We start from the raw sequence: 15,834 nt of genomic DNA, 5'->3' as shown, positions 1-15,834 counted from the left end.
AATTCAGAGGAAAATTCAGAGGAAAATTCAGAGGAAAATTCAGAGGAAAATTCAGAGGAAAATTCAGAGGAAAATTCAGAGGAAAATTCAGAGGAAAATTCAGAGGAAAATTCAGCCGATTTACTTAATATTAATAATACTGAAGATATTTTTGTAGAGGAAGCTAGTGAAAAAGAACTTAGCTTTGATGATATCCCAAATGACGCTCAATTTATCGGCGATACTACTAATGTAGATTTAGAAAATTCATATGATGAACAACCTCATGTAGAAGAAATTTTTACACAGCAAAGTGAAGCAAAAGATGATAATTTTATTTTAGAGGACGAAATTAGTACTCAAGATAAAATTAAAGAAGAACTTGCTGCTATTGATGAACTAGATAAGGGTCTTGATGTGTTTGATGATGAGATAATGGAAAAAAATAACGATATGGATAAAAATATGAATGAGAATGATGATTTTTCTTCTTTAAATGAAGAAGATATTAAAGAGGCTCTTGGTGAAAATATTTCCAATAAAGAGTCGATAAATGATGATGTTGTTAGTGTAGTAGATGATACTAATTGTAATAAAACCTTAGTTAAAGAAGAAAGTGAAGAAATGGTAAATGAGTTAAGCAAGAGTATAGCTCAAACTATCACCTCAAGTATTACAGATGATACTTTAAAAGCAGCATTAAAAGGTATGAATATGAATATAAATATAAACATTAGTTTTGATGAGAGCAAACATTGATTGGTCAAATTTTAGTTATATCAGGACCAAGTGGAGCTGGAAAAAGCACTTTAATACAAAAACTACTTAAAGAAAAGGACGATGTTTATTTTTCTATATCAAGTACTACAAGAGTGCCAAGAGAAAATGAAAAAAATGGTATTGACTATTTTTTTATTAGTGAGGATAAATTTAAACAAGGTATAGAAAATGGAGATTTTTTAGAATGGGCTTTGGTGCATAAGAATTATTATGGCACTTCTTTGATTCCTGTAAAAGAAGCTTTGCAAAAAGGAAAGAGTGTTATTTTTGATATCGATGTGCAAGGTTTTTACATAGTAAAAGAAAAAATGTCTTCATTGATTACTTCAGTTTTTATTACAACTAAAAATAAAAAAGAGCTTGAAAAAAGATTACTTAAGCGAAGTGCTGATAAAATGGAGGAAATCAGTAAAAGATTAGAAAATGCTGGTGAAGAAATGAAATTTTTAGATCAGTATGATTTTTTGATAATTAATGAAGATCTTCAAACAAGTTATAAGCAATTAGAGGCTATATTTGAAGTATCTAAAATGAAAAGTAAAAAATATAATTTAAAAGAAATTGTAAATCAATGGATTAAAGGAGAATAATATGCATATGCCAAGTGGAACTCAATGGTTGATTATACTTTTGATAGTAGTATTACTTTTTGGTGCTAAAAAAATACCTGAACTTGCAAAAGGCTTAGGTAAAGGTATAAAAACTTTTAAAGATGAGATGAATACAGAAGATGATAAAAAAATAGTTCAAGATGATACTCAAAAGGTTGAAAAGATGAGTAAAGAGGATAATCTTGCAAAAGAAAATGAAGAAATAAAAAAAATATAAAAGGCAAAATTTGAAAACTTTAATTTATGAAATAATTAAAGAAAAAATAGGAGTAGATTTTATTTTAGAAAATCCTAAAAATAAAAATTTAGCACATTTTGCAACGCCATTAGCATTTTCTTTAGCAAAAGAATTAAAACAAAATCCAGTATTAATTGCAAAAGATATAGCTTTAAAACTTCAAGAGTGTGATTGTTTTGAAAATGTCGAAGCAGTTAATGGTTATGTAAATTTTAAACTTTCAAAGAATTTTTTAAATATTTTAGCAAATGAAGCTTTAAAAAATCCAAATGATTTTGCAAAAGATGAAAAAAAAGAGGAAAGTTTTTTGCTTGAATATGTCAGTGCAAATCCTACAGGTCCTTTACATATAGGGCATGCAAGGGGTGCTATTTTTGGAGATACTTTAGCAAGAGTTGCAAGACATTTAGGATATAGATTTGATACTGAATATTATGTAAATGATGCAGGAAATCAAATTTATCTTCTAGGATTATCAATCCTACTTACCATTAAAGAATATCACCTAAATGAAAAAGTAATTTTTCCTCAAGAGTATTATAAAGGTAAATATATTATAGATCTTGCAAATGAAGCATTTGCTAAATTTGATGTTGATTTTTTTGTTGAGGAGAATATTTTAGATCTTGCACAATGGGCTAAAGATAAAATGCTTGATTTGATAAAACAGAATTTAGCTGATGCAAAAATTTATATTGATACTTATGTAAGCGAAACAAGCTATTATAAGGATTTAGAAGATACTCTTGAAAAATTAAAAAAACACAATGGAATTTATGAAAAAGATGGCAAGATTTGGCTTGCATCTACTGCTAAAGGTGATGAGAAAGATCGTGTAATTGTTAAAGATGATGGCAAGGGGACTTATTTAGCTGCTGATATAGTTTATCATAAAGATAAGATGAGTCGCTCATATACAAAGTGTATTAATATTTGGGGTGCTGATCATCATGGTTATATTGCTAGAATGAAAGCTGCTATGGAATTTTTAGATTTTGATAGTAATAATTTAGAAATTATTTTAGCACAAATGGTTACGTTATTAAAAAATGGAAAGCCTTATAAAATGAGTAAAAGGGCGGGTAATTTTATTTTAATGAGTGATGTCTTAGAGGATCTTGGTAGCGATGTGCTTAGATATATTTTTCTTAGTAAAAAGTGTGATACACATTTAGAATTTGATGTAGATGACTTTACTAAAGAGGATAGCTCTAATCCTGTATTTTATATAAATTATGCACACGCAAGAATTCATCAAGTTTTTTCTAAGGCCAATAAAACATTAGAAGATGTTATAAATATTCAGTTTGATACATTAAATGAAGATGGTGTAAATCTTTTATTTGAAAGCCTAAATTTAAAAGCTATTTTAAAAGATGCATTTGAGAGTAGAGCATTGCAAAAAATTCCAGATTATCTAAAAAATTTAGCGACACTTTTTCATAAATTTTATAATGAAAATAGAGTAGTTGGTTCTAAAAATGAAGATGAATTGTTGAAACTTTTTGCAGTATGTGCTTTAAGTATAAAAACTGCTTTTATGCTGATGGGAATTGAAGCAAAAAATAAAATGAATCATAATTAATTTAATTATGATTTTTTATATTTCTTGTCATCATAAAGCTTTGTTCAAAAAATAAAAGCAAGGTTACACTAACTCCTGTAGCTAGAGCTAGAGTTACAGAAAGAGTAGTAAAGAAGTAATCAAAAAATTGTATTAAAAATTCTGTTTTTAGACTTATTTTATCGGCTTTTATAAAAGATATAAGATGTAAAATCGCTTTATATGCGTAAATTCCAGGTATCATAGGAATAAGTGCTGGAAAAGCTATGATTTCTGCAGGGATTTTAAATATCTTAGCTAAAAAAAGTCCAATGCAACCTATGGTAAAAGATGCAATAAATGTTGATATAGCTAGAGTTTCAAATCCAAAATAGTTCATTAGAGTAAAACGCAAACTATGTGCAATAGCGGCTAATAAAGCAGATAAAAAAAGTGTTTTTAATGGAGGATTGCAAGCATAGGCAAAACCAAATCCTGTAATAGCTGCAAAAAGCATATCGCAAAATATAGATGAATAATCAATCATTGCAAAATTCCAAAATTATTAATACTTAAAGTTGTATAAATTCCAGTTGCTATACAACAAATTAATATTGCTACACTAATAATACGACTAAATCCCATTAAGATATGATTTTTTAAAATATCTACTATAGAATTTATAAAATAAACTCCCGGTATGAGATATAAAATACTAGATCCAAGTGCTATATTTGATTCTTGTATAAGATTTAAATCTACTCCTAAAAATACTATTAAAGATGAAATAAAAGAACATATGATATATTGAATTCTTAAGTCAATTTTAATCTTAGTAAGAATAAATCGTAGGCTTAATCCAGTTAAAGTAGCAATAAATACAAAACCACATCCATAAATATCACCACCAAAAAGCTTACAAAATGCAGAATTTGCACTAGAAACTAAAAAAATATTTAAAAATATAGAATTCTCTTTAGTCTGTGTTATTTTATGGAATAATTTTTTAGCTTGCTCTAGGCTGTGTTTATTATCATAAATTTTCCAACTTAATGCACTCAATTCTAAAATAAGTGTAAAATTAATATGCTTGTGTTTATTGGGAATGATAAAAGTTCTTTGATTGGAATTATTTTCTCGATCATAAATGTTAATTGCTGTATGATGAAAGAAAAAATTCATATTTATTTCATATCCATAAGCATCAGCTATTCTATTTACACATTTTGAAACTCTTGCAGTATAAGTTCCAGCACCTAAAAATAGGGTGATATATGAGATCAAAAAGTCTGTTAATTCTTGAATTTCAGGTTTATGCATTTTTTAACTTTATTTTTTAGTAATTGTATCAAAATAAAATTAAGTTGAGAATTGTAGTTTTTCCATTTATAATTTTTATGATAAATAAAAATTATAATACACAAATAAGCAAATTATTCTCATTTGCCTTAAAGTATAATTTTAATTTAAGTATCAATTTTACTAATTGTTTTTAAGTTCATTTTGTAAAATCTAGCAAAAAATTAATATTAGTTGCTAAATTTTTACTTACTAATTAAAATTATCATAAAAGACAATAAAAGCTAAAACTAGATAATACTTGCCCCTTTAAAATACTATAAAGTTGCAAAATTTTAGAAAAATTATTTTTTTTCTAAAATTTTAATAGTTTTTATTTTATCATTGACTTGAATATTATCTAGAACTTTTAGACTCTCTTCATCATTTTCATCAATTTGTCCAAAGATGGTATGAACTCCATCAAGATGAGTTTGTGGGCTATGGCAGATGAAAAATTGAGAACCTCCTGTGTCTCTTCCTGCGTGAGCCATAGATAAACTTCCTCTTAAATGTTTATGTTTTTGATTATCGCATTCGCATTCTATTTCATATCCTGGTCCGCCAATTCCTGTGCCTTGAGGGCAGCCACCTTGTATAACAAAATTTGGTATAACACGATGGAATATTAAATCATCATAAAATCCATCATTTGCTAAATTTGCAAAATTACAAACAGCTTGTGGTGCTTCATCTGGAAACAATTTTAAAATCATATCCCCCTTATCGGTATTGATGATAGCATAATTATATTTTTTAGCATTTTTAGTATCAATTTTTTTTAGCATATTTTTCCTTATTCTATATTGGTATAAACTGCTTGAACATCATCATCATCATCTAATTTATCAAGCAATTTTTCTATATCTAGTAATTGTTCTTCACTAAAATTTACTGGATTGTTTGCAAGATATTCAAGTCCTGCTTTTTTTAATGTTAATCCTTTTTTTTCTATAGCGTTACTTAATTCTCCAAAGGCAGTATAATCCCCAATAATTAATAATTCTTCTTCATTTTGTTCTAATCGTTCAAGTCCAAAATCAATAAGTTCAAGCTCAAGTTCTTCTAAATCTCCATTAAAATTTTCTAAATGAAACACAGCTTTATAAGAAAACATAAAATTTAAAGATCCATTTTGTAAAATTTCTCCACCATTTTTGCTAAAAATCGCTTTGACATTTGCTATAGTTCTAGTGGGATTATCACTCATACATTCAACTATAATCAAAGCTCCATGTGCTGCTTTTCCTTCATAATGTATATTTTTAATATCTGCACCATCTTTACCACTAGCTCTTTTAATAGCTGCGTCAATATTATCCTTTGGCATATTATTAGCTTTTGCAGTAGCTATGGCACTACGTAGCTTAGGATTCATATCAGGATCAATTCCACCTTCTTTAGCTGCTACTTGTATAGCTTTAGCAAGTTTTGGAAAAAGTTTGCTCATTTTATCCCATCTTGCTTCCTTAGAGGCTCTGCGATATTCAAATGCTCTTCCCATAAAATCTCTCTTTCTTAAATAATTTAAATGCAAAAGTATAAACTAATAAGTCTAAATTTGATTTTAAAGAATTGTAAGATAAAATAAACAAATATTAAATTTATACTCTCAAATACCAATATCAAGATTAAGGAGACAAATGAGTGCAAAAAAAGAAGTAATAATTGCATGGTTTTTTTTGATTTGCGCTATTGTTTTTGAGGTTATTGGCACTAGTTTTTTAAAAATAGACAATGTAATTTTTGGTTATTTTTTTATGAGTCTTTTTATAGCTTTTTCATATTATTTTATGGGACTTGCAATTAAAAAAATTCAAATTGGTATTGCATATGCTGTATGGGAACTTTTAGGAATAGTGTTTATCCTTTTAGTTTCTTTTTTATTGTTTAAAGAGAGTTTAACAAAATTTCAAATTTTAGGGATTGTTTTATCTGTAATTGGCATTATAATGATTAATATGGGCGAGGTAAAAGAAGAGTGAAAGTATATTTATTGATGATTATTGCATCTGCTTTGCTCGATATAGTTGCTAATTTATTGCTTAAAAAATCTGAGAGTTTTAGATACAAAAAATGGGGTTTTGGTGCTATTATTTGTGCTATTTTAGCTTTTTTTATTTTATCTTTTAGTTTAAATTATGTGCCTTTGAGTATTGCTTATTCGACTTGGGGTGCTGTTGGTATTATAGGAACGTGTCTTGGTGGATGGATTTTTTATAAAGAAAAATTAAATAAGATAGGCTTAGCGGGCATAGTTGTGGTGCTAATAGCCGTGATACTTTTGAATTCTTAAAAAGGAAAAATATGCAAATAAAAACGAAAAATATTAATTGTCAAAGTTGTGCAAATTTGATCAAAGCTTCTTTAGAAGATGATTTTGGTTTTATGCAAATTGATATTAAAAATAAAACAATTGATATAAATTTACAAGTTGATCAAATTCAAAATTTTAAAAATCAATTAAAAAATTTAGGTTTTGAAATTTTAGAAGATGATTGAGTTAAAATTTAAAATAGCAAATATGACTTGCGTTAATTGCTCCAATGCCATAGAAAAAGTTTGTTCTAAGATTGATGGAGTTGAAAATGTTAGTGTTTCTTATTTAAATTCAAGTGGTGTTTTTTTAGTAGCTAATGAAAATCTTAAAGATAAAATTAAGGCAAAAATCAAAGCTTTAGGTTTTGAAATTTTAGAAGATGAAGAAAATTTACAACTTTATAAAATTTTACAATTAAAAAAACTTAGAAATACTCTTTTTTTGAGTGTAATTTTGAGTGCTATTATAATGTATTTTGAAATGTTTATTAAAGGTGCTTTTTCAAGTTTTATACAATTAAGTTTATCTTTTGTAGCTATTTTTTATTGTGGAAGAAATTTTTTTTCTTATGCAATTAAAGGATTATTGCATAAAAATTTAGATATGAATACTTTGGTTTCACTTGGAGCTTTAGTATCTTTTGTATATTCTTTTTTAGTATATATGGAAATTTTTAATAAAGATGATTATTTATACTTTAGTAGCGGTGCTATGATTATAAGTTTTATACTTTTAGGCAAATACTTAGAAGATAATGCTAAATTTAGCTCTTTAGAATATCAAAATAAATTAAAAAATATGGAAGCAAAGTATGCGCGTATTATTTTAGATGATGGTAGTATTAAAGAGGTTTTGAGTTCTTTTGTAAAAAAAGATGATGTGATTATGGTAAAATTAGGTGAGAGTGTTGTTGTTGATGGAGTGATAATTTATGGAGAAGCTGAAGTAGATGTAAGTTTTTTAACAGGAGAATTTTTACCTCTTTTTAAAAAAGAAGGTGATGAGATTTTAGCAGGAAGTATTTTGCTTAATGGAAATTTAAAAATTAAAGCTAGTAAAAAATCCATAGAAAGCTCTTTAGAACAAATTAAAGATTTGGTTTTTAAAGCCGGTCATATAAAAACTCCACTAGCAAATTTAGCAAATAAAATTTCAGCATATTTTGTGGCTTTTATTATTTTATTGGCTGTATGTGTGTTTATATTTTGGTATTTTGCACAAGGATTAAATTCAGCTTTTTTGCATACTTGTGCGACACTTTTGATTTCTTGCCCGTGTGCTTTAGGTCTTGCAACTCCTATAGCAATAGTTAGTGCTTTATTTAATGGAGCAAAAAATTCTATTTTGATTAAAAATCCTACAATTTTAGAAAATTTATCTACTATAAAATTAGCTATTTTTGATAAAACAGGAACCTTAACTAAAGATGAATTAAGTATATATCAACACAATTTGTCAGCAAGTGATTTTGAAAAATTAGTTCAAATTGAACAATTAAGCTCACATCCTATAGCTAAAGCTATATCTAAATATTCAAATATAAATTCAAATTTAACAGGTAAATTGGATATTTTAATTGGAAATGGTTTGTCATATGTAGAAAATAATGATGAATATCTTATAGCAAATGAGATTTTTTTTAAACATAAAAATATTGATATCGGTAAAAGCAAGGAATTTTTAGAAAAATTTAAACACCAAGCTCCAACAACACTTTATTTTGTAAAAAATAAAATTTGCTTAGGTGGAGTTTGTTTTACAAATGAGTTAAAGCCTCAAGCAAAACAGATGATTGATAATTTAGCAAACAAAAATATAAAAAGTATTATATTAAGCGGAGATAATGAAGTAAGTGTATCTAAAATAGCTAAAGAGCTCAATCTTAAAGAATATTATGCAAATCTTAAGCCAAAAGAAAAATTTAATTTTATTAAAGAAAAATTACAGCAAGAAAAAGTGCTTTTTGTGGGCGATGGTATCAATGATGCACCAGCTTTAAATTTAGCTAGTGCTAGTATTAGCTTTTCTAAGGCAAGTAATTTAGCTAAAAAAAGCGGTGATATCATTTTGATTAAAGATGATTTAATGCTAGTTGATTATTGTTTTAAACTTTCTAGAAAAACTAAAAGTGTTATTAAATTGAATTTATTTTGGGCTTTTATTTATAATATTCTTTGTATTCCAATAGCTGCAGGGTTTATTCCTTTTATTAAATTAAGTCCTCATTTAGCGGCTTTAGCAATGTGCTGTAGTTCGGTAGCTGTGGTTTTAAATTCTTTGAGATTAAGGAATTTAAAATATTAGATTTATTGTGTCATATTAAGCGTATGCTAAGCTAGCATAAGTTTGAAGTCTAAAAAAGCTTTCGTTTGAGTTAATTGCTTTTTAAATGTTTTTAGCTAGATATTTTCCCTTAAGTAAAACTTTATTTAAGGGAAATATTGCTTAAAGTATTATTTTTTAGTGTTTTAAAGATTTTATATAATTTTATTGATAAAAAAATAATAGCTATAATCAAAAATAAAAAATGAGGCCATTGTGGAATTTTTGCAGATATAAAATAATGCCAAGTAGCAATTATAAAGCAAATATATCCAAATTTTCTAATTTTATTTAATTTTTTAAATAATTTAAAAGAACTAAGAAACATTAAAATAAGCATTAAAAAAGCTAAAAAACCGCTAAATTCTACACTTTTGCTAAAAGTATCTTTTAAAAACATAAAAAAATTGAAATTTTTTGTGAAAATAAAATAATTTAGAAAATGAATTAAACTCCAAAAAAATGTATAAAATCCTAAAAATTTCGGCAAATCTTTGGTGATTTTAAATTTATATAAAGAAAAAAATAAACTTAAAGTAAAAAATATTAAGCTAAATAAGCCACTATAAAGATATACCGCTTTTATTATGTCAAATTCATCTAAGAGTTGATATATGCTAAAAATAATACTAAAACAAAATAATATAAAAATACTTAAGTTGATATGTTTTGTTTTCATTAAAAATTAACCTTTAAATCCATATTTTCATATAAATGAGCCACTTCTTTAGCATAGCCGTTAAACATTAACGTTGGTTGGGTAAAAAATTCCCCCAAAGGACGTTCGTTAGCTTGAGACCATCTTGGATGAGAAACATCAGGATTTACATTGGCATAAAATCCATATTCTTTAGGATTTGCTAATTCCCAGGTTGTTTGTGGTTGTTCTTTTGTAAATTCTATTTTTACTATAGATTTGATACTTTTAAATCCATATTTCCAAGGTATTACTAAACGAATTGGAGCTCCATTTTGCCCTGATAGAGGTTTTTTATACATTCCAACGGCCATTAAAGTTAAAGGATGCATAGCTTCATCTAATCTTAAACCTTCCACATAAGGATATTTAAGAGTAGGAAAAAAAGATGCTTGATCAGCAAATTGATCTTTGTCAAAAAGAGTGGTAAATTTTATAAATTTAGCATTACTTGTAATCTTGCATTTTTCTATTAAAGTTCTTAATTCAAATCCAATCCAAGGAACCACCATAGACCAAGTTTCCACACAGCGAAATCTATAAATTCTTTCTTCTAATTGAAAAGACAGCAAATCTTTCATAGTAAAAATTAAAGGTTTTTCCACCTCTCCACTTATTTCTATTTTCCAGTTATTGGTATTAAAATTTTTAGCTAATTCAACTGCTTGTTTTTTATTAGTAGAGAATTCATAAAAATTCACATAATTTGTTACATTTTTTTCATTGCTAATTTTCAATTTATCTAAATTCTCACTAGGAATAAAATCCAAAGCCATTAATTTTGATTGCATTAAATTTGTTCCTATTAAAGCGCCTATCCCAAGTTTTAAAAAATGACGCCTTTGATTGTATAAATTTTCTGGAGTAATTTTCATAGTATTCCTTTATATGATTTGTAAAATTAAAACATATAAAGGAAAATAAAAGAGAAATTTTATTAGTTTATAAAAAATATTTTAAAATATTATTTCATTATTTTCTATAAGAATGGAATTTTGTTTAGGAAAAGGTGAAGTGTGCGTGTAATATTCTTTATTTTTTCTAAAAAGACCTTGATAAACACCATTTGGAATTTTAAATTTTTTAGCACTATCAGGGTAGAGTTTTAAGTATTTAACTAAAAAATCTTTAAAAACAGGAGCCGCAGTTCTTGCACCACCTTCTGTTTGCTTCATAGGTTTATTATCATCATTTCCATACCATATTATTGCTTCTATTTCAGGAGTTAAGCCGCAAAACCAAGCATCTACGCTTTTATTTGAAGTACCTGTTTTTCCAGCTATTTCTATATCTTTGACTTTTGCATTTTTTCCTGTTCCTTCATTGACAACATTTTGCATCATATCATTTACCAAAAAAGCTTGTGCTTGAGTGCTTATTTTTTTTTCACCAGAATTAAATTCCACTACAACTTTACCATTTTTATCTAAGACTCTCTTGATTAAAATTAGCTCTTTTTGTATGCCGTAATTTCCAAAGATAGTGTAAAGTTTAGCATAATCATAAATTGAGATTCCAAAACTTCCTAAAACTATAGAAAGGTCAATAGGAATATTTTTAAAACCCATATTGCTAAGTTTATTGTGTATAACATCAAGTCCTAAAGATAGAGCAAGATTAATAGTAGCAAGATTTCTTGAACCTGTTAATGCGTCTTTTAAAGTGATTAAACCTTGAAAATTGCCACCATAATTTTTAGGCTTCCATTCTTTTTCGTCCTTATTGCTACTTTCAAAAATTCTTGAAATATCTGCAACTTTACTCATAGGAGAATATCCTAAATCAATGGCTATTTGATATAAAAATGGCTTAAAAGAGCTTCCAGGTTGTCTTAAACTTTGCGTGGCACGATTAAAATTACTTTTTGCATAATTAACTCCTCCAACTAAAGCTAAAATATCACCAGTTTGATGATTTGCAACTATCATAGCACCATTTAATGTGCTTAAATTCGCGTCTTTATCACGTTTTACTATTTCATCATAGCCAAATTTCAAAGACTCTTTTGCTAAATTTTGAACATCAAGATCTATGGATAATTCTATTTTATAACCTCCACTTTTTAGATCTTTTATGCCACTTAATTGTTTTAATACTTCTTGAGTTACATAAGGTGCGACATTTTGTGTTAAGGTATCATCATAAACTTTTGGAATTTCATTTAATGCGTTGATATATTCTTCATTAGAAATCCATCCAAGATTATACATTCTTTGTATTACGCTATTGGCTCTAGCTAAAGATAAGTCTAAGTGTTTAGTAGGATCATAAGTGCTTGGTGCTTTTGGCATTCCAACTAAAATAGCTATTTCTTTTAAGCTAAGTTCATCTAAATTTTTCCTAAAATATCCTAAGGCAGCAGTTTTAACTCCATAATATCCATGCCCTAGAAAAATAAAATTTAAATATCTTTCTAATATTTGCTCTTTACTTAAAGTATGTTCTATCTTGTATGCTAGTATCGCTTCTTTTAATTTTCTACTAAGTGTTCTTTCTGAGCTTAGCTCTGTATTTTTTATAAATTGTTGAGTTAGAGTTGAAGCTCCTTCCATAGTTTTGCCACCGCTTCCAATAACCTTAATAGCAGCTCTTATGATAGCATCTATATTTACTCCATTATGTTCAAAAAAACTCGTATCTTCTATAGCTATTAAAGCTTCTATTAATCTTGGCGGGAGTTCTTCATAAGGAGCATAAAAGCGATGTTCATCAAAGATATTGGCCAATAATTTACCATTTTTATCAAAAATTTGAGTAGTAAGTGATGGTTTATAATCTTTAAATGTGTATTGGTTTAATTTAGAATCTGAAAACAAATATGTAGCAAAAATTAATATCCCTAAGATGCAAATAATGCAAAAAGAGGCAAAAAATTTAATTATTTTCATAGTAGAATGCTTTCAAAATTTCAATATTTAAACCCAAGATAGTGCTTTGATTTCCTATAATTTTTTTAATGTATTTTTTATGAAAACCTTCAATCATTACTGCACCAGCTTTATTTTGGTAAAGTTTTGAGTCGATATAATTTATCATATCACTTTTTTCAAAATGATCTAATACCATATCACTTTTACTAAGATTGATAATTTTTTTATCTTTTAATATTAATATCATAGCACTAAGAACACTAATTTTTTTGCCACTTTGCATATTTAGCATTTTAAAAGCTTCATCATCATTTTTTGCTTTAGTTAAAATTTCATTTTCAATACATACAATGCTATCAGCAAATAAAATATTTTTAAAGTTAGAATTTTTAATAAAAAATTGCTTTTGTTTTTCTAATACAACTTTTTGGACATACAAATAAGGAGAATCTTTTTTGATATTTTCATCATAATCAAAAAATATTTGTTCAAAATCAATGTTTGCTTTTTTAAGCAAATTAGCTCTAGAAGTTGAGCTTGATGCAAGATAGAGCATTATTTTAAACTTTCTTTTATAATCATTTTAGCTCTTTTTAATGCTTGGTCAATTTTGCTTGTATCTTTACCTCCAGCAGTGGCAAAATCATCTTTTCCGCCTCCATTGCCACCTAAAATAGTAGCGATTTCTTTTACTAAAATACCAGCTTTAACAGGCGTATTTTTAGAACCTGCTACGATGAGTATCTTGCCCTCTTTTTCTTGTAAAAGTAAAACAACACTTTTATCAAATTTATTTTTAAAATTATCAACTAAAGCTTTCAAATCAGCATTTTGAACTTGCATAATGCTTATTGCAATATCATTAATCATTTCATATTTTAAATCCAGTTTGGTTGAATTTCTTATTTCATTTTTTAAAGATTGATTTTCATTTTTTAATTTATAAAATGTGCTTAAAATATCATTAGTTTTAAGTATTTCTTTTAGATGATTTAATTCTTCAAAAATAGTGCTAGCATATAAATTAGCTGCTTTACTTACGACAGCTTCTATCCTCCTTACTCCAGAGCTTACCCCACTTTCTTTTACAATGTAAAAACTTCCAATTTCTGCACTATTTTTAACATGTGTTCCACCGCAAAGTTCTTTGCTTTTTCCAAGAGTTAATACTCTTACTTTATCATCATATTTTTCACTAAATAAAGCGATAGCACCGCTTTTTTTAGCTTCTTCTAAATCTAAAATTTCAATTTTAGCTTCTATTGCTTTTGAAATATAGTCATTAACTAAATTTTGAATTTGTGCTAGCTCTTCTTTAGTCAAAGCTTTTGTATGGGTAAAATCAAAACGTAATTTGTTGTGTTCTACTAAAGAGCCAGCTTGAGTAATATGAGAACCTAAGATTACTCTTAAAGCATAATGAAGTAAATGTGTTGCACTATGGTGTCTAGCAGTTTGCTCTCTTTTAATGGTATCTATACAAGCAATAACTTCATCATTTTCTTTTATATCTTGAGTTAATTTAGTTAAAGATAAATTAATATCAAAGAATTTTTCTGTATTTAAAACTTCATTATTGTTAATTAAGCCACTATCTCCATTTTGTCCTCCACCTGTAGCATAAAATGGAGTTTTTTCCAGCATTACCCATACATTTTCGTTTGCTTTAGCACTAGGAATAATTTTAAAATTTTCATCTAAAATAGCTAGAATTTTAGTTTTTTCTTCATAATTTTTGTAACCGCTAAAGGTATTAGTGCCAAATTTTTCAAGTAAAATCTTAAAATCCCCATTAACAACCTTATCTCCACTTCCTTTCCAAGAAGCTTTTGCTCTATTTTTTTGTTCTTGCATTAATATTTCAAATTTAACTTCATCAATTGCAATATTTTTTTCTCTTAGCATATCAGCAGTTAAGTCAAGTGGAAAACCATAAGTATCATAAAGTTTAAATGCAACTTCTCCACTAAAAACATCTTTAGTATTTTTTAATTCTTCATTAAAAATATGAATACCATTTTCAATGGTGCTTAAAAATCTTTCTTCTTCAAGGTAAAGCTGTTCTTTAATGAAATCTTTTTTCTCATTTAAGTAAGTGTAATGTTTGCCCATTAAATTACATACAATATCGACTAACTCATACATAAAAGGCTTTTTAAGTCCTAGTAAATAACCATGCCTTGAAGCCCTTCTTAAAATTCTTCTTAAAACATAGCCTCTTCCTTCTTTGTCAAAGCTTGTGCCTTGAGCTAGCAAGAATACGCTTGATCTTATATGATCAGCTATTACTCTGTAGCTTGCTCCATTTTCATAAATATAAGTTTTACCACAAAGTTTTGCTATAGCTTCTATAATAGGCATAAATAATGAGCTGTCAAAATTGCTAAATTTTCCCTCTTTGATAGCGACAACTCTTTCAAGTCCCATACCTGTATCAATACTTGGACTAGGTAAGGGCGTAAGAGTACCATCTATGTTTCTTTCATATTGCATAAATACTAAGTTCCAAATTTCTAAGAATCTATCTCCATCTCCGCCCATATAGTCTTCATTTGAATTAAAATATTTTTTACCTTGATCGTAAAAAATTTCACTACAAGGACCACAAGGACCAGTATCGCCCATTTGCCAGAAATTATCTTTGTCGCCAAATTTATAAATTCTTTCTTTTTCTACGTGTTTTAACCACAAATTAAAGGCCTCATCATCGTTTTCATGCACGGTTATATAAAGCTTATCTTTAGGAAGTTTTAAAATTTCAGTTATAAATTCCCAAGCATAAGCTATAGCTTGTTCTTTGAAATAATCTCCAAAACTAAAATTTCCAAGCATTTCAAAAAAAGTATGATGTCGTGCTGTATAGCCAACATTATCTAAATCATTATGCTTACCTCCTGCTCTAATGCAAGTTTGACAACTTGTTTTACGTGGAGGAGTTGGACGAGGGATTTCTCCTGTAAATATATTTTTAAAAGGCACCATTCCAGCATTTGTAAAAAGCAAACTCGCATCATCAGGCACTAGTGGCGCACTAGGGGTTATTTCGTGTCCTTTTGACTTGAAAAATTTTAAATATTCTTCTCTTATATCCATAGTGAATTCCCATCAATTTTTTGCTCAAAATGATACCAAAAAT

The 15,834-nt window shown here is 27.4% G+C and carries 16 protein-coding genes and 1 pseudogene; 8 read left to right on the top strand and 9 right to left on the bottom strand.

From position 1 onward, the window contains the following. The 4 genes and pseudogenes from QZ429_RS00845 to argS form a co-directional block, all read left to right on the top strand. Positions 1-738: pseudogene (locus QZ429_RS00845) on the top strand (hypothetical protein); the annotation flags it as partial. Further along, positions 735-1,349, top strand: coding sequence for a guanylate kinase (gmk, locus tag QZ429_RS00840; protein WP_291949599.1), 615 nt, complete (start codon positions 735-737; stop codon positions 1,347-1,349). The pseudogene QZ429_RS00845 and the gene gmk, both read left to right, overlap by 4 nt. Before the next feature lies 1 nt (position 1,350). Further along, positions 1,351-1,587 (top strand): twin-arginine translocase TatA/TatE family subunit, encoded by a 237-nt coding sequence (locus tag QZ429_RS00835; protein WP_291949596.1) that lies wholly within the window; start codon positions 1,351-1,353, stop codon positions 1,585-1,587. Between the two features lie 10 nt (positions 1,588-1,597). Then, a complete protein-coding gene (argS, locus tag QZ429_RS00830; protein ID WP_291949593.1) occupies positions 1,598-3,193 on the top strand; it encodes an arginine--tRNA ligase in 1,596 nt (531 codons plus the stop codon). Position 3,194: 1 nt separating this feature from the next. Here argS and QZ429_RS00825 read toward each other — a convergent pair whose 3' ends face one another. The 4 genes from QZ429_RS00825 to QZ429_RS00810 form a co-directional block, all read right to left on the bottom strand. Continuing rightward, positions 3,195-3,698, bottom strand: a complete 504-nt coding sequence (locus tag QZ429_RS00825; protein WP_291949590.1) for a threonine/serine exporter family protein — start codon at positions 3,696-3,698, stop codon at positions 3,195-3,197. Beyond that, on the bottom strand, positions 3,695-4,471 hold the full coding sequence (locus QZ429_RS00820) for a threonine/serine exporter ThrE family protein (RefSeq protein ID WP_291949587.1): 777 nt from the start codon (positions 4,469-4,471) through the stop codon (positions 3,695-3,697). The genes QZ429_RS00825 and QZ429_RS00820 overlap by 4 nt, the downstream gene beginning before the upstream one ends. Before the next feature lie 323 nt (positions 4,472-4,794). Next, positions 4,795-5,277 carry a peptidylprolyl isomerase gene (locus tag QZ429_RS00815; protein ID WP_291949584.1) on the bottom strand — a complete coding sequence of 161 codons (483 nt, stop codon included), beginning with the start codon at positions 5,275-5,277 and terminating at the stop codon, positions 4,795-4,797. Between the two features lie 8 nt (positions 5,278-5,285). Then, positions 5,286-5,993, bottom strand: a complete 708-nt coding sequence (locus tag QZ429_RS00810; protein ID WP_291949581.1) for a YebC/PmpR family DNA-binding transcriptional regulator — start codon at positions 5,991-5,993, stop codon at positions 5,286-5,288. 139 nt (positions 5,994-6,132) lie between these two features. Between QZ429_RS00810 and QZ429_RS00805 the strand changes: the two genes are divergently transcribed. Genes QZ429_RS00805 through QZ429_RS00790 form a run of 4 tightly spaced genes read left to right on the top strand, consistent with a single transcriptional unit; the run spans position 6,133 to position 9,113 of the window. Further along, complete coding sequence (locus QZ429_RS00805; protein ID WP_291949578.1) at positions 6,133-6,474, top strand: multidrug efflux SMR transporter; 342 nt, start codon at positions 6,133-6,135, stop codon at positions 6,472-6,474. Between the two features lie 14 nt (positions 6,475-6,488). Beyond that, entirely contained in the window at positions 6,489-6,785 is a 297-nt protein-coding gene (locus QZ429_RS00800) for an SMR family transporter (RefSeq protein ID WP_291949622.1), read from the top strand. Positions 6,786-6,796: 11 nt separating this feature from the next. Next, complete coding sequence (locus QZ429_RS00795; protein ID WP_291949576.1) at positions 6,797-6,991, top strand: heavy metal transport/detoxification protein; 195 nt, start codon at positions 6,797-6,799, stop codon at positions 6,989-6,991. Further along, positions 6,984-9,113, top strand: coding sequence for a cation-translocating P-type ATPase (locus QZ429_RS00790; RefSeq protein WP_291949574.1), 2,130 nt, complete (start codon positions 6,984-6,986; stop codon positions 9,111-9,113). The genes QZ429_RS00795 and QZ429_RS00790 overlap by 8 nt, the downstream gene beginning before the upstream one ends. 121 nt (positions 9,114-9,234) lie before the next feature. Here the strand turns inward: QZ429_RS00790 and QZ429_RS07645 are convergent, their stop codons facing one another. From QZ429_RS07645 to alaS, 5 genes are all read right to left on the bottom strand, one after another. Further along, positions 9,235-9,810: a ferric reductase-like transmembrane domain-containing protein gene (locus QZ429_RS07645; RefSeq protein ID WP_366559214.1), complete on the bottom strand. Its 576-nt coding sequence runs from the start codon at positions 9,808-9,810 to the stop codon at positions 9,235-9,237. Further along, positions 9,810-10,703: a protein-methionine-sulfoxide reductase catalytic subunit MsrP gene (gene msrP / locus QZ429_RS00785; protein ID WP_291949572.1), complete on the bottom strand. Its 894-nt coding sequence runs from the start codon at positions 10,701-10,703 to the stop codon at positions 9,810-9,812. Before msrP ends, QZ429_RS07645 begins: the two co-directional genes overlap by 1 nt. Before the next feature lie 81 nt (positions 10,704-10,784). After that, complete coding sequence (locus QZ429_RS00780; RefSeq protein WP_291949569.1) at positions 10,785-12,716, bottom strand: PBP1A family penicillin-binding protein; 1,932 nt, start codon at positions 12,714-12,716, stop codon at positions 10,785-10,787. After that, positions 12,703-13,254 carry a septum formation inhibitor Maf gene (gene maf, locus QZ429_RS00775; RefSeq protein WP_291949566.1) on the bottom strand — a complete coding sequence of 184 codons (552 nt, stop codon included), beginning with the start codon at positions 13,252-13,254 and terminating at the stop codon, positions 12,703-12,705. The genes QZ429_RS00780 and maf overlap by 14 nt, the downstream gene beginning before the upstream one ends. Further along, entirely contained in the window at positions 13,254-15,791 is a 2,538-nt protein-coding gene (gene alaS, locus QZ429_RS00770) for an alanine--tRNA ligase (protein WP_291949563.1), read from the bottom strand. The genes maf and alaS overlap by 1 nt, the downstream gene beginning before the upstream one ends. Positions 15,792-15,834 lie beyond the last annotated feature (43 nt).

Source organism: Campylobacter sp. (assembly GCF_020024835.1).
Lineage (GTDB): Bacteria > Campylobacterota > Campylobacteria > Campylobacterales > Campylobacteraceae > Campylobacter_D.
This window is presented reverse-complemented; position numbering and strand designations above follow the sequence as displayed.